Here is a 20,653-nt window from a genome sequence, read left to right as displayed (position 1 = left end):
CCGAAGGGCACGTCATGACCAAAGATACCTCGAACCAGATGTGGGGCGGCCGTTTCGCCGCAGGGCCGGATGCGATCATGGAGGCGATCAATGCCTCGATCGGGTTCGACCAGCGGATGGCCGCGCAGGACATTGCCGGATCGCGGGCCCACGCGGCGATGCTCGCCAAGGCAGGCATTCTGACTGATAGCGATGCCGAGGCCATTCGGGAAGGGCTTCTCACGGTGTTGTCAGAGATTGACAGCGGCACGTTCCGGTTTTCCACCGCGCTGGAAGACATTCACATGAATGTCGAGGCGCGCCTGAAGGAGCTGATCGGCGCGCCGGCGGGGCGGCTGCATACGGGGCGCTCGCGCAATGACCAGGTGGCGACCGATTTCAAGCTGTGGGTGCGCGACCAGATCGACGCGGCGATGTCGGGGCTGGAGGCGCTGATCCGGGCGCTGCTGGTGCAGGCCGAGGCGGGGGCCGATTGGGTGATGCCCGGATTCACCCATCTGCAAACCGCCCAGCCGGTGACATGGGGGCATCACATGATGGCCTATGTCGAGATGTTCGGGCGGGACAAGTCGCGGTTCGAGGACGCGCGGCGGCGGATGAACGAATGCCCTCTGGGGGCGGCGGCGCTGGCCGGGACATCGTTTCCGATCGACCGGCACATGACGGCAGAGGCGCTGGGGTTTGACGGCCCCGCGGCCAATTCGCTGGACGCGGTGTCGGATCGCGATTTCGCGCTGGAATTCCTGGCCGCCGCGTCGATCTGTGCCATGCATCTGAGCCGTTTTGCCGAGGAACTGGTGATCTGGTCCTCGGCGCAGTTCCGGTTCGTGACCCTTTCGGACCGGTTCTCGACCGGGTCGAGCATCATGCCGCAAAAGAAGAACCCCGACGCCGCCGAGCTGATCCGGGCCAAGATCGGGCGGATATTCGGGGCCAATGTGGCGTTGATGACGGTGATGAAGGGGTTGCCGCTGGCCTATTCCAAGGACATGCAGGAAGACAAGGAGCAGGTGTTTGACGCCGCCGACAACCTGATGCTGGCGCTGGCGGCGATGGAAGGCATGGTTGGGGACATGAGCGCCAATCGCGACAGTCTGGAAGCGGCGGCGGGCAGCGGATTTTCCACCGCGACCGATCTGGCCGACTGGCTGGTGCGGGCGCTGAACATGCCGTTTCGCGAGGCGCATCACGTGACCGGCACGCTGGTGGCCATGGCCGAGGCGCGCGGATGCGATCTGCCGGATCTGACGCTGGACGATATGCAGGGGGTTCACGGGGCGATCACCAAGGAGGTGTTTGGCGTGCTTGGGGTGCATAATTCGGTTGCATCCCGCCTGTCCTATGGGGGCACGGCGCCGGAACGGGTACGCGAGCAGGTGACGCGCTGGCAGGAGAAGCTGGCGTGAGGGCCGCGCTGGCGGGGGCGGCGCTGGTGGTTCTGGCGGCCTGCGAGCCGCTTGCGCGCCAGGAGGCGGTGCCGCGCCAACAGCCGGCGGCCCAGCCCAAATCCGGGATCACGATTTCGGGCGATGCGCGGGTGGGCGTTGTTTACAAGGGGTGATGGCGGTAAGCTGTCGGTCTGTTGAAGCCGAGCGGGGGTGTGACATGCTGCGTGTCGTGATATTTTTGTCCGGGTTTGGTGTTCTTGCCGCCTGCGGTGTGGATGGCGAGCCGGTAACGCCGACGATGGGCGCCACGATCGGCGTTGGGTCCGGCGGCACGTATGGCGCGGGTCATGTCGGGGTGAGCAAGGGACCGTTCAGCGTGATTTTCGGAAGCGGCTAGTAGGGCACGTGGTTGGGCCGGGCGGTCCGGGCGTTTCCGCGGCAGGCAAGAATCGGGGAGGCGGCATGTCACCATTGCGTTGGATATTCCTGGGGTTGGCGATCTGGGGCGCGGTGCACCCGATGAGCTATTTCCTGCCCTGGTTGCTGGAGAATGGCGCCGATTTGCAAGGGCTTGTCGCGGCTTGGAAAGTGAGCCGGGCAACCACGGGGCTGTATTGGGATCTGGTGATCGCGGCGGTGGCGCTGACGGTTTGGATCCTGGCCGAGGTTTCGGTGCGGCGCAACTGGGTGGCCTTGGTGGCGATTCCGGCGACATTTCTGGTTGGGGTGAGTTTCGGGCTGCCGCTATATTTGTTCCTGCGCGCCCGGCCTGTCGCCTAGGGGCGGGGGCCAGCCCCCGCACCCCCGGAGTATTTTCGGCAAAATGAAGGGGCGGGGTTGTTTGATGGCGATCGCGATTGAATGACAATGCGGCTCTGTTAAAGAGAATTCCGACAGGCATCAGGAGGCGCCGGACATGGACCATTTTCTTTATCGCGACGGTGCGCTTTATGCCGAGGACGTGCCGGTGGCCGAGATCGCCGCGACCGTGGGCACGCCGTTTTATTGTTATTCCACCGCCACGCTGGAACGTCATTTCCGGCTGTTTGACGAGGCGTTGGACGGGGTGGCGCATCTGGTATGTTATGCCATGAAGGCGGCGAGCAACCAGGCCATTCTGAAGACGTTGGCCGCGTTGGGGGCGGGGATGGACGTGGTGTCGGGCGGGGAATATGCGCGCGCGGTGGCGGCGGGTGTGCCCGGCGAGCGGATCGTGTTTTCCGGGGTTGGCAAGACCCGCGACGAGATCGCCGCTGCGCTGAGCGGCGGTATTCGCCAGTTCAACGTGGAGAGCGAGCCGGAGATGGCCGAGATCAACGCGGTGGCGTTGGAACTGGGTGTGGTGGCGCCGATCACCGTGCGGGTGAACCCGGATGTGGATGCCCGCACCCATGCCAAGATCGCCACCGGGAAATCCGAGAACAAGTTTGGCATCCCGATCAGCCGGGCGCGCGAGGTCTATGCCCATGCCGCCGGGTTGGAGGGGCTGAAGGTTGTCGGAATCGATGTGCATATCGGCAGCCAGTTGACCGAGCTGGAGCCTTTTGAGCAGGCCTATCGCAAGGTGGCCGATCTGACGGCGCAGTTGCGCGCGGACGGGCACGAGATAACCCGGCTGGACCTGGGGGGGGGCTTGGGTATTCCTTATGAACGCTCCAACAGTGCGCCGCCCCTGCCGATGGAATATGGCGCCATGGTCAAGCGTGTCCTGGGGCATCTGGATGTCGAGATCGAGATCGAACCGGGGCGGCTGATTGCCGGGAATGCCGGGATCATGGTGAGCCGGGTGATCTATGTGAAGTCCGGCGAGGACCGGGCGTTCCTGATCGTGGACAGTGCGATGAATGACCTGATCCGCCCGGCGATGTATGAGGCGCATCACGATATCATACCGGTGATCGAGGCCGAACCGGGACTGGAGCCGGTGCGTTACGATATCGTGGGGCCGGTCTGCGAGAGTGGCGACACCTTTGCCAAGGGACGTGCCATGTCCCCGTTGGCGGCGGGTGATCTGATCGCGTTTCGCAGTGCGGGGGCTTATGGGGCGGTTATGGCGAGTGAGTACAACTCGCGCCCGCTGATCCCCGAAGTTCTGGTGCATGGGGATCAATTCGCGGTTATCCGCCGACGGCCGACCTATGAAGAGATGATAAACCGCGATAGCATCCCTACATGGATGTAGGGCATTCCTGCCCGACGCCTTGCGGATGGGAGCGCCGTGGCACACCGAAACGAGGCAGATAACGCGCTGAAACGCCTGGGCTGGGTGCTGGGCCTGACCCGGCTTGGGCTGATCGCCGAGCAGGTGACACAGGCGTTTTGGCCTTTGTGGTCCCTGGTGTTCACTGTATTGGCCGGTTTGATGCTGGGCGTGCAGGACGTGCTGCCGTTGGAAGCCGTCTGGGTTCTGGGCGTGATTGTGGTGGCGGGCGGGCTGGCGGCGCTGGTGACGGGGATGCGGAGATTTGCCCTGCCCGGGCGGAACGAGGCGTTGGCGCGGCTGGACGCGACGCTGCCGGGGCGACCCATCCAGGCGCTGATGGATTACCCGGTGATCGGGACAAATGACAGTGGCAGTCAGGCCTTGTGGCGGGCGCATCAGGCGCGCATGGCGGCGCGTACGCGCGCGGCGCGGCCAGTGGAGCCGGACTTGCGGATTTCGCGGCTGGACCCGTTCGGATTGCGGTATGTCGCTGTGCTGGCGTTGGCGGTGGCGCTGCTGTTCGGATCGTTCGCGCGGGTGGGCAGCGTGGCCGGGATGGCGCCGGGCAGCGGAGCCGCGCTTGCGGGGGGACCGACCTGGGAAGGCTGGATCGAGCCGCCGGCCTATACCGGGTTGCCGGCATTGTATCTGAACGATCAGACCGACAGGGCGATGAGCTTGCCCGAGGGGAGCCGGGTGCTGGTGCGGCTATATGGCGAGGTGGGTGCGCTGACATTGGCCGAGACCGTATCGGGGCGCATGGGCGAGGTGCCGAGCGCGACGGAGCCGGAGCAGGACTTTACCATCCGCCAGTCCGGCAAGCTGGAGATCGCCGGGCCCAACGGGCGGGCGTGGGAGATTGTCATGACGCCCGACCGGGCGCCGCAGGTGCGATTGACGGGCAGTGCCGACGTTTCGGCGCGCGGCGAGATGAGCCTGCCCTTCGCGGCCAGCGATGATTTTGGCGTGACCGGCGGGCAGGCGGTGATCTCGCTGGATCTGGAGGCGGTGGACCGGCGCTACGGGCTGGCCCGCGCGCCCGAACCGCGCCCGGATGTGAAGGTTGAACTGCCGCTGCCGATCACCGGCGACCGGGCTGATTTCGAAGAAACCCTGATCGAGGATTTTTCGAAACACCCATGGGCGCATCTGCCGGTGACAGTGTCGCTGACGGTGCAGGACGCGGCGGGGCTGACCGGCAGCGCGCCGGACGCGGCGATGGCGCTTCCGGCGCGGCGCTTCTTTGATCTGCTGGCGGCGGTGATCGTTGAATTGCGGCGCGATCTTTTGTGGTCCCGCGAGAACGCGGGGCGCGTGGCGCAGTTGATGCGGGCGGTGTCCTACCGGCCCGAAGAAGGCGTTTTCCAGAAGGAGACCGACTATTTGCGGCTGCGCACGATCCTGCGGCGGCTGGAAGCCTTTGACGCGCGTGGCCTGAGCGCCGGGAATCGCGACGAGATCGCCGAGGCGTTGTGGGATCTGGCGCTGAAGCTGGAGGAGGGCGATCTGGGCAACGCGCTTGAGCGGTTGCGACGCGCCCAGGAGCGGCTGTCGGAAGCGATGAAGAACGGGGCCAGCGATGCCGAGATTGCCCAACTGATGCAGGAGCTGCGCGAGGCGACCGAGGATTACATGCGCGAGCTTGCGCAGCGCAGCCCGCAAGAGGGCGAAGAGGGCGCGGACCAGCAGCTTTCGGAAAACACCATGCAGCTGAACCAGGACGATCTGCAACGCATGATGGACCGCATCCAGGAACTGATGGAGCAGGGCCGCATGGCCGAGGCCCAGCAGGCGCTGGATGAGCTGCGCCAGATGATGGAGAACATGCGGGTGACGCAGGGCCAGGGCCAGCCGAGCCCGGGCGAACAGGCGATGGAGGGGCTGGCCGAGACCCTGCGCGAGCAGCAGGGACTGTCGGACGAGGCGTTCCGGGAATTGCAGGAACAGTTCAACCCCGGTGCGCAAAGCGGGCAGTCCTCGGAGAACGAGGGCTATAGCGGGGGCGAAGGGCGCGGCGAGGCGCATGACGGAACCGGGCAGGGGCGCGGGCAGGGCGAAGAGGGCCAGCAGCCGGGCAAGGGCGCGTTGGAAGACCGCCAGCGGGCGCTGCGCGAAGAGCTCAACCGCCAGATGGGCAACCTGCCGGGGCAGGGTACGCCGGAAGGGGACGCGGCGCGCGAGGCGCTGGGGCAGGCGGATGAGGCCATGGAAGGGGCCGAAGACGCGCTGCGCGGCGATGACCTGGCCGAAGCGATCGACCGGCAGGCCGAGGCGATGGATGCGCTGCGCGAAGGCATGCGCAGCCTTGGCGAGGCCATGGCGCAACAGGAGCAGTCCGGCCAGCAGGGCACAGCGGAGAATCAGGGCAATGCGCAGGATCCGCTGGGGCGCAGCGCCGGCAATCGCGGACCTGCGGGCACCGAAGAGGGGCTGTTGCAGGGCGAGGACGTGTACCGCCAGGCCCGGCGGTTGCTGGACGAGATCCGCCGGCGCGCCGGGGAAATCGACCGGCCGGAACTGGAACGCAATTACCTGGAACGTCTGCTGGACAGGTTCTGAACGCTGCGCGCGCAGGGTGACTCGCAGGCGCGGCGCGCCTGACGACCCACCCGCCCGCGCCCCGGGGGGTGGACATCAGCTGCCAGAGGCAAAGGAGTTGAGCCGCAGGAACAGGTTTGTCACCTGCGAATCGAGCCAGACGCGGCCGCGGTTGGCCCCGTCGACATAGGCTGTGAGATAGGGTTCGGCCTGGGGATAGGAGGCGACGATGCGGTCATCGTTGCTGTAGGCCAGGATGGCGGCCAGCGCGATCAGCAGGGCCAGTCCGAAGCCAAGCCGAAAGCCGCGGCGGCGTTTGAGTTCGGTTGGCCCGGCTGCATCGGTCGCGCCGGAACCGGTGTCGGCAGTCCCGCGTCCCGAGCCGCGCCCGGAGCCGCGTAATGTGGAATTGATCTCTTCGATATCCGGGAGCAGGTCGCGCCGCGAACCGGGTGTGGCGGGTTCGTCGGGTGTAACGGTTTCGGAAGTCTCCTCGGGCAATCCCCGCAAGCGCCGCATCCGCGCCTTGGCCTGCAACAGGCGCCGGTCGGATTCGCTTTCCGGGGCGCTCAGGCCCAGTTCGGGCTGGGATTCCAGCGTGTCTGCCTCTCGGGCGCGGGCTTCGTGCTCGGCCTCCTGGCGCAGGACATCGGCGATTTCGGGGTCAAGCGACGGGCGCGGCGGCGCGGCGGGCGGCTCGTGGGAGGGGGCCTCTTCCTGGAAATCCGGCTCCGGCTCCGGCTCCAGGTCGTCGACGCCCTCGTCGTCCTCGTCGAGATCGTCATCCAGATTCCAATCGTCTTCGGCCTCGTCAAAGGCGCCATCGCCTTCTGCCTCGGCCGGGTCGGTGGTGGCGTCTTCATCGGCCAGCGAAATCTCGGGCGGTTCGATTTCTTCGAACTCGGCGGGCGGTTCTTCGGGGGACCGGGAGGTGCCTTGGTCTTCGGGGTCGGGCATGGCCGGCGCAGCGGTGTCTTCGGCGCTTGCCGAGTCGGTCTGGGTTGTCGGGTGAGGCTGAAACCAGGTGTCGCCGCAATTCGAGCATTGTACATCGCGGCCCGCGAGCGGGATCACATCGTCCGGTACTTCGTATTGCGCACCACAATTCGGGCAGGTCAGACGCATGATTGTTCCCCGATGTCCCCGCTGTTTATCGTTATTTGCCGATCCTATTGTGTAACAAGCGGTCGGGAAAGTGCAAAGCCCCGGCCTGATTGGATTGAATCCGGGCCGATGCTCGTGCACAACAAGCCCAGACAGGGGGCCGACGCGTGATCGAACTGGAAAACATTGCCTATAACTATGGCGGCGGCGAGCTGCTGAGCGAGATTTCCCTGAAGCTGGCGCCGGGATCGTTCCACTTTCTGACCGGGCCCTCCGGTTCGGGCAAGACGACATTTCTGAAGCTGTGCTATGGCGCGCTGACCCCGACCGCGGGCAGCGCGCGGTTGTTTGGGCAGGATGTACGGCAGATGGATCGCGACGGGCACGCGATGGCGCGGCGCCGGATCGGTGTGGTGCATCAGGATTGCCAGTTCCTGGATCATTTGCCGGTGGCCGACAATGTGGCATTGCCACTAACCGTGTCGGGGCGGGATTCGCTTGATCAGGTGTCCAACCTCAAGGAATTGCTGAACTGGGTGGGGCTGGGCAACCGGGCCAGCGCCTTGCCGCCGGAACTGTCGGGGGGTGAGCGACAGCGCGCGGCGCTGGCCCGCGCGGTGATCATGTCACCCGAGGTGGTGTTGGCGGATGAGCCGACGGGCAATGTGGACTGGGAAATGTCACAGCGGCTTTTGCAGCTTCTGGTCGAGTTGAACCGGATGGGCAAGACCATCCTGATCGCGACCCATGATCTGAACCTGATCCGCACGGCAAAACATCATGTCCAGGCCCGGGTGTTGCGGATTTCCAATCGCAAACTGCAACTGGCGGGGGCGGATCTGTGACCCTTCTCAACGCGCTTTCGACTGTCTTTATCGGGGATGCACAGGCGGACCGGGTGGTGCCGCCCACCGGGTTCACGGCGCGGCTGACATTGTTCGTGGCCGGGACGATGGCGTTTCTGGCGGTGTTTGCGCTGGCGTTGTCGCTGGCATCGGGGCGGCTGGCGAAACGCTGGGGCGACGAGCTGGCACAAAGCTCGACATTGCGGATATCGGCGCCGGCCGGGCAGATGGATGCGCAGACCGAAGCGGCGCTGGCGCTGTTGCAGGGCACGCCGGGCGTGGCCTCGGCGCGGGCGCTGAGCAACGAGGAGCAGCGCGCCTTGCTGGCGCCGTGGTTCGGGCCGGACCTGCCGGTGGATACGCTGCCGATTCCGCAACTGATCGAGATACTGGAGACCGACGACGGCTATGATGCGGCGGGGCTTCGGCTTCGGCTTCAGGCCGAGGTGCCGGGCGCGGTGCTGGATGATCACACGCGCTGGCGCAAGCCGCTGGAGCGCGCGGCGGGGCGGCTGCGGATGCTGGGCTGGGTGGCGATCCTGTTGATCGGGGCGACCACGGCGGCGATGATCACGCTGGCGGCGAATGCGGCGCTGGCGGCCAATGCGCAGGTGATCGCGGTGTTGCGGCTGATCGGAGCGCGGGACAGCTATATCGCGCGCGCCTTTGTGCGCCGCTTTACCCTGCGGGCGCTGATCGGGGCGGCGACCGGTACGGTGCTGGGGGTTGGCGCGGTGCTGCTGTTGCCCGCGGCCCAGCCCGAGGGTGGCTTTCTGACCGGGCTGGGCTTTGCCGGGGGCGGGTGGTTGCTGCCGTTGCTGGTGCCGCCGCTGGCGGCCATCGTGGCCTATGCGGCCACCGGCGCGGCGGCGCGGCGCACGCTGGCGGAGTTGGCCTGATGGGATATGCGATACAATGGGTCAGATCGCTGATCTTCAACGTGCAGATGTATGCGGCGATGCTGGTCATGGGGATCGTGTTCTTTCCCTGGGCGCTGGTCAGCCGCCGGGGCGCGTTGATGGCCTGTCAGACCTATTGCCGCTGGGTGTGCTGGACAGCCGGGTGGATGATCGGGTTGCGGACCGAGGTGAGGGGCACGGTGCCCACCGACGAGGTGATGATCGCGGCCAAGCACCAGTCATTCCTGGATATCCTGATGATCTATGGCTCGGTCCCGGCGGGCAAATTCATCATGAAACGCGAATTGATGTGGGCGCCGATCCTGGGGCAATACGCGCTGCGGATCGGCTGTGTGCCGGTCAATCGCGGCAAGCGGGGGGCGGCGATCAAGAGGATGATTGCCGATGTCGCCGCCGGCACCCAGATTGCCGGACAGCTGATCATCTATTCGCAGGGCACCCGCGTGGCGCCGGGGGCGCGCAAGCCTTACAAGGTGGGCACCTATGCGCTGTACAAACAGCTTGGGCAGCCCTGCGTTCCGGCGGCGACCAATGTGGGCGTGTTCTGGCCGCGCCACGGGATCTACCGCAAGCCGGGCACTGCCGTGGTGGAGTTTCTGGCGCCAATGGCCGCGGGGATGTCGCAGGCCGATTTCATGGCGCATTTGGAAACGGTTGTGGAAACGCGTTCGGACGATCTGATGCGCGAAGCGGGGTTTGAACCGGATGGAGTACATCACTGACATTGCCACTCTGGAGGCGGTTTATGGCGCGCCGGGCGCGGCCTCGACGCGCAAGGTGGCGCAGGCGCTGACCCCGGAATACCGGCGCTGGATCATGGCCTCGCGATTCTGCGTGGTCTCTACCGTGGGGCCACAGGGAACCGATGGCAGCCCGCGTGGCGATGATGGCCCGGTTGTGCGCGAACTGGATGCGCGAACGCTGGCATTGCCGGACTGGCGTGGCAACAACCGCATGGACACGATCCGCAACATCGTGGCGGATGGGCGGGTGTCGCTGTTGTTCATGGTGCCCGGTTCCAACACCGTGGTGCGGGTGAACGGGCTTGGGCGGGTCACGACGGACGACGCTTTGCGCGAGAGTTTTGCCGTCAAGGGCAAGTTGCCGCGTTCGGTGGCGGTGATCCGCATTGGCGAAGTCTATTTCCAATGTGCGCGGGCGCCGCTGCGGGCGCGGCTGTGGATCTCGGGGGATGAAAGCGCCGGGCTGCCCAGCGCGGGCGAGATGCTGGCGGCGATGACCGATGGCGAAGAGGGCGGTGCGCCCTATGATGAGGGATGGCTGGACCGCGCGCGCGAAACCTTGTGGTAAGGCTTAGCCCGGCAGGTAGTTGCGCCAGTTGTGGTTTTCGCGAAAGCCCAGCATCACGCGGATCTTGCGGTTTGAAAACAGCGCCTCGTGCGGATCGAGGGCGCGTTTCACCGGCACATCGGGATAGAAGCGGGCAATGATCCGGTCGTTGGGCAGATCAACGGAATTGGTATCGTTTCCGGCGTTGAAAACCTGAAACCCCAGCCCGTCGGTTTTCAGGCACCGATCGACGATCTGGCCCAGATCGCGCGCGTCGATATAGCAGAAGATATTGCGCAGGCGGGTTTCCGGGTTGGCAAAGAAACCGGGGAAGCGGCTGTATTCATCCGGTTCGATCACGTTGCCGATGCGCAGGCCGTAAATATCAAAGCCGGTGCGGCGCTGAAAGGCGCGGGCGGTTTTTTCATTGACCACCTTGCTGAGACCGTAGGAATCCATCGGGTTGGTGTCGTGCTCTTCATCCACCGGCAGGTAATCGGGGCGGACCTCGCCATCGGCAAAGCAGATGCCATAGGTGGTTTCCGAGGAGGCGAAGACGATCTTGCGGATGCCCAGTTTGGTCGCGGCCTCGATCACGTTGTAGGTGCCGATCGTGTTGATACGGAACGTGTCGTGATCGGGCCGGATCAGGATGCGCGGCACGGCGGCGAAATGCACCACCGCGTCAAAGGCGGGGGTGCCGGTGCCGGGGTCCAGCTCGGCGAAATTGGCATAGCTGGTCAGCACGTTGAACATCGCGCCCGAATCGGTGATGTCGGCGGTCAGGGTATCGATACCGGGTTCGTCCAGCGGCGTCAGATCGACACTGACGACATGGTGGCCCCGGTCGCGCAGGTAGCGACAGACATGGCGCCCGGCCTTGCCGGAGCCGCCGGTGAAGAGAATACGCATGGATGGTCTCCCGGGTTCGGTATACGCGCAGTGTTTCACAGCCGGGCAGCCGAGGGAATGGCAAAGCGAAAGGGCGGCCCGCAGACCGCCCTTTGTGGTGTGTTTCCAGAGGCTTGATCAGCTGTGGATGGCGCCGTCGCCACAGGCCAGCGCGGCTTCACGCACGGCTTCGGAATAGGTGGGGTGGGCGTGGCAGGTGAGGGCGATGTCCTGCGCCGAAGCGCCGAATTCCATCGCCACGCAGATCTCGTGGATCATGTCGCCCGCCGCCGGGCCGATGATCGCGGCGCCAAGAATGCGATCGGTTTCGGGATCCACGATCAGTTTCACGAAACCGTCGCCCTGGTGCACGGCCTTGGCGCGCGCGTTGCCCATGAACATGAACTTGCCGATCTTGGGCTTTTTGCCCTCGGCCTTGAGCGCGGCCTCGGTGGTGCCCACGGTGGCGACCTCGGGGGTGGTGTAGACCACGCCGGGGATCACGCCATAGTTCACGTGGCCATGTTTGCCCGCGATCACCTCGGCCACCGCCATGCCTTCGTCCTCGGCCTTGTGGGCCAGCATCGGGCCTTCGATCACATCGCCGATGGCGTAGATGCCGGGCACGTTGGTTTTCCACTGTGCGTCGGTGGCGATCTGGCCGCGTTCGGTGAGTTTCACGCCGGCCGCGTCGAGGCCAAGCCCGTCGGAATAGGGCTTGCGGCCGGTGGCGACGAGGACGACATCGGTGTCCAGCACCTGTTCGTCATCGGGCGATTTCCTGAGCGCGTATTTGACCTTGGCCTTGGTCTTGGTCGCGTCAACTCCCGAGACCGCAGCGCCCATGATGAAGTTAAGCCCTTGTTTTTCAAGGATACGTTTGAAGGTGCGCTGGACATCGGCATCCATGCCGGGGCAGACCGCGTCCATGTATTCGACAACGGTGACTTCGGCGCCCAGACGGGCATAGACCGAGCCGAGTTCCAGCCCGATGACACCGGCGCCGATCACGACCATCTTTTTGGGTACCTTGGGCAGGTCGAGCGCGCCGGTGCTGTCCACCACGATACCCTTGTCGTTGTTGACCTCGACACCGGGCAGCGAAGACGGCACGGAGCCGGAGGCGATCACGATGTTTTTGGTCTCATAGGTGGTGTCCCCGACCTTGACCTTGCCCGCAGCTTCGATGGAGCCATAGCCCTTGATCCAGTCTACCTTGTTCTTCTTGAACAGGAATTCGATGCCGCCGGTGTTCTGGCCCACAACGTCCGATTTGTAGGATTTCATCTGGTTCCAGTCGACGGACGGGCTTTTGCCCTTGAGGCCCATATCGGCGAAATTATGCTCGGCCTCGTGCAGCATGTGGGTGGCGTGCAGCAGCGCCTTTGAGGGGATGCAGCCGACATTCAGGCAGGTCCCGCCAAGGGTTTCGCGCCCCTCGACCACGGCGGTTTTCAGGCCCAGCTGGGCGCAGCGGATGGCCGACACATAGCCGCCGGGGCCTGCGCCGATGATGATGACGTCATATTGGGACATGGGTCATTTCCTTCAAAAAACGACGCCCGAAACAGGTTCGGTTTCACGTCGGTATTACGTCGGTATCGCGTCGGGGCGATCTGGGGTGGGGAGGGGGCGCTGCCCCGTCACAGCAGAGCTGTGACTCCCCGGAGTATTTTCGGCAAAATGAAGAGCGGACCCTTCATCTGGTTTCGGGTTTACAGATCCATCAGCAGGCGGCGCGGATCTTCGAGTGCTTCCTTGACGCGCACGAGGAAAGTTACAGCGCCCTTGCCGTCGACGATGCGGTGATCGTAGGACAGCGCAAGATACATCATCGGGCGGATCCTGATTTCGCCGTTGATGACCATGGGACGGTCCTGGATCTTGTGCATCCCGAGAATGCCCGATTGCGGCGGGTTCAGGATGGGCGAGGACATCAGCGAGCCATAGACACCACCGTTGGAGATGGTGAAGGTGCCGCCCTGCATTTCGGCCATGGACAGCTTGCCGTCGCGGGCGCGGCGGCCTTTTTCGGCGATGGCCTTTTCGATGGCGGCAAAGCTCATCTGGTCGGCGTCGCGGATCACCGGCACCACAAGCCCCTGCGGGGTGCCAGCGGCGACGCCCATATGCACGAAGTTCTTGTAGACGATATCGGTGCCGTCGATCTCGGCATTGACTTCGGGCACTTCCCTGAGCGCGTGTACGCAGGCCTTGGTGAAGAAGGACATGAAACCAAGGCGCACGCCGTGCTTCTTTTCGAACTGGTCCTTGTACTGGTTGCGCAGCGCCATGACCTCGGTCATGTCCACCTCGTTATAGGTGGTCAGGATCGCGGCGGTGTTCTGTGCGTCCTTGAGGCGGCGGGCGATGGTCTGGCGCAGGCGGGTCATCTTGACCCGTTCCTCGCGCGCGGCGTCCTCGGCGGCGACGGGCGCGCGCGGGGTGGCGGCGGGCGCGGCCTGGGCGGCGGCGGGCGCGGGGGCCGGGGCCAGCGCGGCCTTGAGCACGTCTTCCTTCATGATGCGCCCGTCACGGCCCGAGCCCTGCACATTGGCCGGATCGATGCCTTTTTCGGCCATCAGCTTGTTGGCGGAGGGGGCGTTTTCCACGTCCGAGCGGCCCGTGCCGGTGGCGGTGGCGGGGGCCTGGGCGGCAGCCGGGGCGGCAGGGGCGGCGGAGGCGGCTGCGCCCGCGCCGGAAATCACCGCGAGCCGGGCGCTGGCATCCACGGTGCTGCCTTCGGGGGCGGTGATCTCGGTCAGGACGCCGGCGGCGGGGGCGGGCACCTCGACCGAGACCTTGTCGGTCTCCAGTTCGCACAGCATCTCGTCCTGCGCGACGCTGTCGCCCACGGCCTTGAACCAGGTGCTGACGGTGGCCTCGGTCACGGATTCGCCCAGGGTGGGCACCATGACATCGACGCTGTCGCCACCCGGGGCGGGCGCGGCGGCGGCGCTGGCCGGGGCTGGCGCGGTGGCGGCCCCTTCGCCTGCGGCGATGGTGGCCAGCAGGGCATCGACACCCACGGTATCGCCTTCGGCGGCCACGATCTCGCCCAGCACGCCGGCGGCGGGGGCGGGCACTTCGACTGTTACCTTGTCGGTTTCCAGCTCGCAGAGCATTTCATCGACCGCCACGGCATCGCCGGGCTTCTTGAACCAGGTGGCCACGGTGGCCTCGGTGACGGATTCGCCAAGGGTGGGGACGCGAACTTCGGTCGTCATCGCTTAGTTTCCTTCCATGGAGAGCGCGGCATCGACCAGCGCTTCTTGTTGGGCTTTGTGTTGGCTTGCCAGACCGGTGGCAGGCGAGGCGGATGCCGGGCGGCCTGCATAGATCGGGCGGGTGTTTTTTGCGCCGATGCGGGTGAGCGTCCATTCGATATTGGGTTCGATGAAGGACCACGCGCCCTGGTTCTTGGGCTCTTCCTGGCACCAGACCATTTCGGCATTCTTGAAGCGTTCCAGTTCCTTGACCAGCGACATGGCCGGGAAGGGGTAGAACTGTTCGATCCGCATCAGGTAGACATCATCAATGCCCCGTGCGTCACGCTCTTCCAGCAGGTCGTAATAGACCTTGCCCGCGCACATGACGACGCGCTTGATCTTGTCGTCCTTGACCAGGGTGGTATCGGAGTTGCCCTTTTCGGCATCGTCCCACAACACGCGGTGGAAACTGCTGCCGTCGGTGAAGTCGGCGGCTTCGGAGATGCAGAGCTTGTGGCGCAGAAGCGATTTCGGCGTCATCAGGATCAGCGGCTTGCGGAATGTGCGGTGCAGCTGGCGGCGCAGGATGTGGAAATAGTTGGCCGGGGTCGAGCAGTTGGCCACGATCCAGTTGTCACCGCCACACATTTGCAGGAAGCGTTCCAGACGCGCCGAAGAGTGTTCCGGGCCCTGACCTTCGAAGCCGTGGGGCAGCAGCACGGTAAGGCCTGACATGCGCAGCCATTTTGATTCGCCCGACGAAATGAATTGATCGAACATGATCTGCGCGCCGTTGGCGAAATCGCCGAACTGCGCCTCCCACAGGGTCAGGGCATTGGGTTCGGCCAGAGAGAAGCCATATTCAAAGCCCAGCACGGCATATTCCGACAGGGCAGAATCGATCACTTCGTATTGTGATTGCCCGGCGCGGATGTTGTTGAGCGGATAGTAGCGTTCTTCGCTGTCCTGATCGATGATACCGGAATGGCGTTGAGAGAAGGTGCCGCGGGTAGCATCCTGTCCCGACAGGCGAACCGGGTAGCCTTCGGTCAGCAGCGAGCCAAAGGCCAGCGCCTCGGCAGTGGCCCAGTCAAAGCCCTTGCCTTCGGCGAACATCTTGCCGCGTGATTCCAGAAGGCGCCCGACGGTTTTATGCACCGGGAAGCCTTCGGGCAGGGTGGTCAGCGCCGTGCCGATCTCTTTGAGCGTGTCTGCGCCGATCGACGTTTGGCCGCGCTGGTAATCCTCTTTCTGCTTGTCCAGATGCGACCAGCGCCCGTCCAGCCAGTCGGCCTTGTTGGGTTTGTATTCCTTGCCCGCCTCGAATTCTTCGTTGAGTTGGGCCTGGAAAGCGGCCTTCATGTCCTCGATCTCGCCCTCGGGGATCAGACCGTCCTTGACCAGCCGTTCTGTATAGAGCGTGAGCGTGGTCTTGTGCTTCTTGATGCGTTTGTACATCACCGGGTTGGTGAACATGGGCTCGTCGCCCTCGTTGTGACCAAAGCGGCGGTAGCAGAACATGTCGATCACCACGTCCTTGCCGAATTTCTGGCGGAATTCGGTGGCGACCTTGGCGGCGTGCACGACGGCTTCGGGATCGTCGCCGTTGACGTGGAAGATCGGCGCCTCGACCACCAGCGCGTTGTCGGTGGGGTAGGGGGAGGAGCGCGAGAAGTGCGGCGCGGTGGTGAAACCGATCTGGTTGTTCACCACGATATGCATGGTGCCGCCCGTACGGTGGCCGCGCAGGCCCGACAGGGCGAAACATTCGGCCACGACCCCCTGGCCGGCAAAGGCCGCGTCGCCGTGCAGCAGCACGGGCATGACCTGGGTGCGGGTGCTGTCGCCCAGCTGGTCCTGTTTGGCGCGGACCTTGCCCAGCACAACCGGGTTGACCGCCTCAAGGTGCGAGGGATTGGCGGTGAGCGAGAGGTGGACGGAATTGCCGTCAAATTCCCGGTCCGAAGAGGCGCCGAGGTGATATTTCACGTCGCCCGACCCGTCGACATCCTCGGGTTTGAAGCTGCCGCCCTGAAATTCGTTGAAGATCGCCTTGTAGGGTTTGGCCATCACGTTGGCGAGTACCGACAGACGCCCGCGGTGGGGCATCCCGATGACGATTTCCTTCAGGCCGAGGCTGCCGCCGCGTTTGATGACCTGTTCCATGGCCGGGATCAGAGCCTCGCCGCCATCCAGGCCGAACCGCTTGGTGCCCATGTATTTGACATGCAGGAATTTCTCAAAGCCCTCGGCCTCGACCAGCTTGTTGAGGATGGCCTTGCGGCCCTCGCGGGTAAAGCGGATTTCCTTGTCGTACCCTTCGATCCGCTCTTTCAGCCAGCCGGCCTGTTCGGGATCGGAAATATGCATGTATTGCAGCGCGAAGGTGCCGCAATAGGTGCGGCGCACGATGTCCATGATCTGGCGCATCGTGGCAATTTCCAGCCCCAGCACCTTGTCGATGAAGATCGGGCGATCCATGTCGCCATCGGCAAAACCGTAGGATTTCGGATCCAGTTCGGGATGCGGGGTCTGGTCGCGCATGCCCAGCGGGTCGACATCGGCGATCAGGTGGCCCCGGATACGGTAGGCGCGGATGATCATCAGGGCGCGGATCGAATCCAGCACGGCGCGCTTGATCATGTCGTCGCTGACTTCGACGCCCTTTTCGGCGGCCTTCTTCTTGATCTTGTCGCCCGCGCCCTTGACCTCGGGTTCGGCCCATTCGCCGGTGAGCGAGGCGGTCAGGTCGTCATTGGGCATCGGCGGCCAGTCGGTACGCGCCCAGGAGGGGCCGGTGGCCTCGGCCTTTACATCCAGCTCGGCATCGCCCAACTGGCGGAAGAAATCCTGCCAGGCCTCGTCAACGGCGTTTGGGTCGTTGGCATAGCGGGCATACATCTGTTCGAGATATACCGCGTTGTGCCCCTGCATGAAGGAGGAGGCATGAAAGATGTCATTGGGGCTTTGGTCGGTCATTGGAAAACCTCCAGGTTGTAGCGCATCTGAACGCCCATGATGTAGTGAGGGGGGATCGCTTTGGGCAGCTTTGCCCGGATCGCGGCACGATCCAGCTGAAACCTTTCGGACACGATGTCCAGGCCGGGAATTGCGGTTTCAACAGGCGTTGTGGAAAAGTCTCCAAAGCGACCACTTGTCGGTGGTGCAAAGACCCCGTCGTCAAGGAACAGGGCGCCTGAACACTTCATTGAGACATTGCCGTTTTCATCCAGCGACCAGCGCAGGATCGCCACCGCCCGGTCCGATTGGACCACCCGGATCGCGGCGCGCGCGGTTGGCGCGATGTCCGGCAGTGCCAGAGCGTTCCTGTGCGCCCTTGACATGATGGTATCGAGGGATTCACCGCCGCTGTCCCCGACAAGATACGGTTCCGCGAGAATCCATTGCAGACGGTCGGCTGTTTGCGCCGACAGGTCCGCGTTTGTCGCCACTACGTCATAGCCTTCGGCAACGGCTTGTTCGAGCAGGCCATCCGCGCTGGCGACGGGGGTGGAACATGGCGGGACGGTCAGCTCTGGTTGCGCAACCGATTGGGTGGCGAGAACGACTGCGACCAGAGAGGCCGCCACCGCCCGGCGGCAATGCCGTGCCGCGCCCGGCCCGGTCATGGCGCGACGCGCATTTTGCGCGCCCGCCACCGGACGGGGCGTGGCCCTTTGTGCAAATGCCGGGCGGTGCGTCATCGCTCAGCCCAGCTCGATGGCTTTGAGCACGGCCTCACCCAGCGTGGCGGGGCTGTCTGCTACAACGATACCGGCTTCGCGCATTGCGGCGATCTTGTCGTCCGCGCCGCCCTTGCCACCGGCAACGATCGCACCGGCATGGCCCATGCGGCGGCCCGGAGGCGCCGTGCGGCCCGCGATAAAGCCTGCGGTCGGCTTCCAGCGGCCTTTCTTGCGCTCGTTGGCGAGGAATTCAGCCGCTTCTTCTTCGGCAGAACCACCGATCTCACCGATCATGATGATCGACTGGGTTTCGTCGTCCGACAGGAACATGTCCAGCACGTCGATATGCTCGGTGCCCTTGATGGGGTCACCACCGATGCCGACGGCGGTGGATTGGCCCAGACCGATGTCAGCAGTCTGTTTCACCGCTTCATAGGTCAGCGTGCCCGAGCGCGACACAACGCCGACCGAGCCGCGCTTGTGGATGTGGCCGGGCATGATGCCGATCTTGCAGGCATCCGGGGTGATCACACCGGGGCAGTTCGGGCCGATCAGGCGGCTGGCAGAGCCTTCGAGCGCGCGTTTCACCTTCATCATGTCCAGAACCGGGATGCCTTCGGTGATGCACACGATCAGTTCCATCTCGGCGTCGATCGCCTCAAGGATCGAATCGGCCGCAAAGGGCGGGGGGACGTAGATCACCGAGGCGTTGGCCTCGGTCTTGGCCTTGGCGTCATGCACCGAGTCAAAGACCGGCAGGCCCAGATGCTCCATGCCACCTTTGCCGGGGGTGACGCCGCCGACCATCTTGGTGCCATAGGCGATGGCCTGTTCAGAGTGGAAGGTCCCCTGCGAGCCGGTGAAACCCTGACAGATTACCTTGGTATTTTCGTTTACGAGAATGGCCATTTGGCTTCTCCTGTTTCCAAATTACGGTTGTCGCGATTCATCCGAATAAGCGCTGTTGCAAATCGCGTAGTGTCCAATCCCTGCTGCTCCCTGCCGCCCGGTCATGGCGTGCGGCCTGCTCCGGCATTGCCGGTATGGGCCTTGGGACTCTGTCCTGTCGCCTGATCGGTGGGGCCGGGGCCCCGCCGCGTCAGTTGATGGTCGACGGCGGGCTGGTCGGGGCTTCGGCCTGGGGTCCGGTACGGACCTCGTAATTGCCGGAACCGCAAGCGGCCAATGCAAGAAGGGCTGCTCCGATGGTGGTCACTACAATCGATTTGCGCATGGCTTATCCTTTCACGGCTTTCACGATTTTCTCTGCGCCGTCGCTGAGGTTGTCAGCGGCGATCACGTTCAGGCCGGACGTGTTGATGATCTCTTTGCCCTGTTCCACGTTGGTGCCTTCCAGGCGAACAACCAGCGGCACCTGAAGACCCACTTCCTTGACGGCCGCCACAACGCCCTCGGCGATCACGTCACACCGCATGATGCCACCGAAGATGTTGACCAGGATGCCTTTGACATTCGGGTCCGAGGTGATGATCTTGAACGCTTCGGTGACTTTCTCCTTGGTCGCGCCGCCGCCCACATCCAGGAAGTTGGCCGGCTCGGCACCGTAGAGCTTGATGATGTCCATGGTCGCCATGGCAAGGCCCGCGCCATTCACCATACAGCCGATTTCACCGTCCAGAGCGATATAGTTCAGGTCGTATTTCGACGCTTCCAGCTCTTTGGGGTCTTCCTCGGTGGTGTCGCGCAGTTCGGCGATGTCGGGGTGGCGGTAAACCGCGTTGCCGTCAAATCCGACCTTGGCGTCCAGAACCTTGAGGTCGCCTTTGTCGGTGACGATCAGCGGGTTGATCTCCAGCATCTCCATGTCTTTTTCGGTAAAGGCCTTGTAGAGCTGGCCCATCAGCTGGACGCATTGTTTGATCTGCGGGCCCTTCAGACCCAGCGAAAAGGCGATGCGGCGGCCATGATAGGGCATATAGCCGGTGGCCGGATCAACCGAGAAGGACAGGATCTTTTCCGGGGTCGAGGCGGCAACCTCTTCGATGTCCATGCCGCCTTCGGTCGAGCACACGAAAGAGATGCGCGAGGTGACGCGATCCACCAGCAGGGCAAGATAAAGTTCGGTCTCGATGCCAGAACCGGCCTCGATATAGATGCGGTTGACCTGTTTGCCGGCGGGGCCGGTCTGGTGGGTCACAAGGGTGCGGCCCAGCATTTTCTTGGCTTCTTCGGAGGCTTCTTCCACCGATTTGGTGAGGCGCACGCCGCCTTTTTCACCGGCGTCGGCTTCCTTGAAGGCGCCTTTGCCGCGGCCCCCGGCGTGGATCTGGGCCTTGACCACCCAGAGCGGGCCGTCGAGTTCGCCTGCGGCGGTCTTGGCTTCGTCGGCCTTGAGCACGACACGGCCGTCGGAAACCGGCGCGCCGTAGGATTTCAGAAGGGCCTTCGCCTGATATTCGTGGATGTTCATGGAACTGTCCCATCTTGCTGCGATTGGAGCGCTTTTGGCATAAAGATGCCTTGCAGCTAAGCGTTTTCTGCGAAGATGGTGGATTTTTTCAAATATGTGATCACACTTGGAAATGGTGTGATCACAAAACTTGTCAGGTGGCGCTAAC

19 protein-coding genes are annotated in these 20,653 nt (G+C 64.1%); 10 read left to right on the top strand and 9 right to left on the bottom strand.

All coding sequences use genetic code 11. The features are described from left to right. Positions 1-14 precede the first annotated feature (14 nt). The 6 genes from argH (at position 15) to I3253_RS07565 (ending at position 6,150) form a co-directional block, all read left to right on the top strand. On the top strand, positions 15-1,406 hold the full coding sequence (gene argH, locus I3253_RS07590; protein ID WP_197917057.1) for an argininosuccinate lyase: 1,392 nt from the start codon (positions 15-17) through the stop codon (positions 1,404-1,406). Then, entirely contained in the window at positions 1,403-1,561 is a 159-nt protein-coding gene (locus I3253_RS07585; protein ID WP_197917056.1) for a hypothetical protein, read from the top strand. Before argH ends, I3253_RS07585 begins: the two co-directional genes overlap by 4 nt. Before the next feature lie 44 nt (positions 1,562-1,605). Then, on the top strand, positions 1,606-1,785 hold the full coding sequence (locus tag I3253_RS07580; RefSeq protein WP_197917055.1) for a hypothetical protein: 180 nt from the start codon (positions 1,606-1,608) through the stop codon (positions 1,783-1,785). A 65-nt stretch (positions 1,786-1,850) separates the two neighbouring features. Further along, entirely contained in the window at positions 1,851-2,168 is a 318-nt protein-coding gene (locus tag I3253_RS07575) for a DUF2834 domain-containing protein (RefSeq protein ID WP_197917054.1), read from the top strand. 136 nt (positions 2,169-2,304) lie between these two features. Next, complete coding sequence (lysA, locus tag I3253_RS07570; protein WP_197917053.1) at positions 2,305-3,570, top strand: diaminopimelate decarboxylase; 1,266 nt, start codon at positions 2,305-2,307, stop codon at positions 3,568-3,570. A 36-nt stretch (positions 3,571-3,606) separates the two neighbouring features. Next, positions 3,607-6,150, top strand: coding sequence for a TIGR02302 family protein (locus tag I3253_RS07565; RefSeq protein WP_197917052.1), 2,544 nt, complete (start codon positions 3,607-3,609; stop codon positions 6,148-6,150). A 75-nt stretch (positions 6,151-6,225) separates the two neighbouring features. Here I3253_RS07565 and I3253_RS07560 read toward each other — a convergent pair whose 3' ends face one another. Further along, positions 6,226-7,254: a zinc-ribbon domain-containing protein gene (locus I3253_RS07560; protein WP_197917051.1), complete on the bottom strand. Its 1,029-nt coding sequence runs from the start codon at positions 7,252-7,254 to the stop codon at positions 6,226-6,228. Positions 7,255-7,400: 146 nt separating this feature from the next. Between I3253_RS07560 and I3253_RS07555 the strand changes: the two genes are divergently transcribed. Genes I3253_RS07555 through I3253_RS07540 form a run of 4 tightly spaced genes read left to right on the top strand, consistent with a single transcriptional unit; the run spans position 7,401 to position 10,309 of the window. Then, positions 7,401-8,078 carry a cell division ATP-binding protein FtsE gene (locus tag I3253_RS07555; RefSeq protein ID WP_197917050.1) on the top strand — a complete coding sequence of 226 codons (678 nt, stop codon included), beginning with the start codon at positions 7,401-7,403 and terminating at the stop codon, positions 8,076-8,078. Further along, the gene (locus I3253_RS07550) at positions 8,075-8,977 is read left to right on the top strand and encodes a cell division protein FtsX (RefSeq protein ID WP_197917049.1); all 903 of its coding nucleotides are present in this window, start codon (positions 8,075-8,077) and stop codon (positions 8,975-8,977) included. The genes I3253_RS07555 and I3253_RS07550 overlap by 4 nt, the downstream gene beginning before the upstream one ends. Continuing rightward, positions 8,977-9,720, top strand: coding sequence for a lysophospholipid acyltransferase family protein (locus I3253_RS07545; protein ID WP_197917048.1), 744 nt, complete (start codon positions 8,977-8,979; stop codon positions 9,718-9,720). Before I3253_RS07550 ends, I3253_RS07545 begins: the two co-directional genes overlap by 1 nt. After that, positions 9,704-10,309 carry a pyridoxamine 5'-phosphate oxidase family protein gene (locus I3253_RS07540; protein WP_197917047.1) on the top strand — a complete coding sequence of 202 codons (606 nt, stop codon included), beginning with the start codon at positions 9,704-9,706 and terminating at the stop codon, positions 10,307-10,309. The genes I3253_RS07545 and I3253_RS07540 overlap by 17 nt, the downstream gene beginning before the upstream one ends. Before the next feature lie 3 nt (positions 10,310-10,312). On the opposite strand, the gene I3253_RS07535 is transcribed toward I3253_RS07540, so the two are convergent. The 8 genes from I3253_RS07535 to sucC form a co-directional block, all read right to left on the bottom strand. Next, entirely contained in the window at positions 10,313-11,200 is an 888-nt protein-coding gene (locus tag I3253_RS07535) for an NAD-dependent epimerase/dehydratase family protein (protein WP_197917046.1), read from the bottom strand. Positions 11,201-11,317: 117 nt separating this feature from the next. Next, positions 11,318-12,715 (bottom strand): dihydrolipoyl dehydrogenase, encoded by a 1,398-nt coding sequence (gene lpdA, locus I3253_RS07530; protein ID WP_197917045.1) that lies wholly within the window; start codon positions 12,713-12,715, stop codon positions 11,318-11,320. Positions 12,716-12,894: 179 nt separating this feature from the next. After that, entirely contained in the window at positions 12,895-14,406 is a 1,512-nt protein-coding gene (gene odhB / locus I3253_RS07525) for a 2-oxoglutarate dehydrogenase complex dihydrolipoyllysine-residue succinyltransferase (RefSeq protein ID WP_197917044.1), read from the bottom strand. A gap of 3 nt (positions 14,407-14,409) precedes the next feature. Beyond that, positions 14,410-17,367 (bottom strand): 2-oxoglutarate dehydrogenase E1 component, encoded by a 2,958-nt coding sequence (locus I3253_RS07520; protein ID WP_197917043.1) that lies wholly within the window; start codon positions 17,365-17,367, stop codon positions 14,410-14,412. Continuing rightward, positions 17,364-18,092: a hypothetical protein gene (locus I3253_RS07515; RefSeq protein WP_197917042.1), complete on the bottom strand. Its 729-nt coding sequence runs from the start codon at positions 18,090-18,092 to the stop codon at positions 17,364-17,366. The genes I3253_RS07520 and I3253_RS07515 overlap by 4 nt, the downstream gene beginning before the upstream one ends. A 3-nt stretch (positions 18,093-18,095) precedes the next feature. After that, entirely contained in the window at positions 18,096-18,983 is an 888-nt protein-coding gene (gene sucD / locus I3253_RS07510; protein WP_197917041.1) for a succinate--CoA ligase subunit alpha, read from the bottom strand. Positions 18,984-19,173: 190 nt separating this feature from the next. Beyond that, positions 19,174-19,308 carry a hypothetical protein gene (locus I3253_RS20590; protein WP_269648360.1) on the bottom strand — a complete coding sequence of 45 codons (135 nt, stop codon included), beginning with the start codon at positions 19,306-19,308 and terminating at the stop codon, positions 19,174-19,176. A 3-nt stretch (positions 19,309-19,311) separates the two neighbouring features. Continuing rightward, the gene (gene sucC, locus I3253_RS07505; RefSeq protein WP_197917040.1) at positions 19,312-20,505 is read right to left on the bottom strand and encodes an ADP-forming succinate--CoA ligase subunit beta; all 1,194 of its coding nucleotides are present in this window, start codon (positions 20,503-20,505) and stop codon (positions 19,312-19,314) included. Between the last annotated feature and the right edge of the window lie 148 nt (positions 20,506-20,653).

This window comes from Thiosulfatihalobacter marinus (assembly GCF_016019955.1).
GTDB classification, from domain to species: domain Bacteria; phylum Pseudomonadota; class Alphaproteobacteria; order Rhodobacterales; family Rhodobacteraceae; genus Shimia; species Shimia marinus_A.
Note: the sequence above shows the minus strand (reverse complement) of the source record. Positions and strands in the feature narration are given on the sequence as shown.

Bases quoted from the DNA above. Each gene is read 5' to 3' on its own strand.
- argH (WP_197917057.1), top strand. From the start codon at position 15: ATGACCAAAGATACCTCGAACCAGATGTGGGGCGGCCGTTTCGCCGCA.
- I3253_RS07580 (WP_197917055.1), top strand. From the start codon at position 1,606: ATGCTGCGTGTCGTGATATTTTTGTCCGGGTTTGGTGTTCTTGCCGCC.
- I3253_RS07575 (WP_197917054.1), top strand. From the start codon at position 1,851: ATGTCACCATTGCGTTGGATATTCCTGGGGTTGGCGATCTGGGGCGCG.
- lysA (WP_197917053.1), top strand. From the start codon at position 2,305: ATGGACCATTTTCTTTATCGCGACGGTGCGCTTTATGCCGAGGACGTG.
- I3253_RS07560 (WP_197917051.1), bottom strand. From the start codon at position 7,254: ATGCGTCTGACCTGCCCGAATTGTGGTGCGCAATACGAAGTACCGGAC.
- I3253_RS07545 (WP_197917048.1), top strand. From the start codon at position 8,977: ATGGGATATGCGATACAATGGGTCAGATCGCTGATCTTCAACGTGCAG.
- I3253_RS07540 (WP_197917047.1), top strand. From the start codon at position 9,704: ATGGAGTACATCACTGACATTGCCACTCTGGAGGCGGTTTATGGCGCG.
- I3253_RS07535 (WP_197917046.1), bottom strand. From the start codon at position 11,200: ATGCGTATTCTCTTCACCGGCGGCTCCGGCAAGGCCGGGCGCCATGTC.
- lpdA (WP_197917045.1), bottom strand. From the start codon at position 12,715: ATGTCCCAATATGACGTCATCATCATCGGCGCAGGCCCCGGCGGCTAT.
- odhB (WP_197917044.1), bottom strand. From the start codon at position 14,406: ATGACGACCGAAGTTCGCGTCCCCACCCTTGGCGAATCCGTCACCGAG.
- I3253_RS07520 (WP_197917043.1), bottom strand. From the start codon at position 17,367: ATGACCGACCAAAGCCCCAATGACATCTTTCATGCCTCCTCCTTCATG.
- I3253_RS07515 (WP_197917042.1), bottom strand. From the start codon at position 18,092: ATGACGCACCGCCCGGCATTTGCACAAAGGGCCACGCCCCGTCCGGTG.
- sucD (WP_197917041.1), bottom strand. From the start codon at position 18,983: ATGGCCATTCTCGTAAACGAAAATACCAAGGTAATCTGTCAGGGTTTC.
- I3253_RS20590 (WP_269648360.1), bottom strand. From the start codon at position 19,308: ATGCGCAAATCGATTGTAGTGACCACCATCGGAGCAGCCCTTCTTGCA.
- sucC (WP_197917040.1), bottom strand. From the start codon at position 20,505: ATGAACATCCACGAATATCAGGCGAAGGCCCTTCTGAAATCCTACGGC.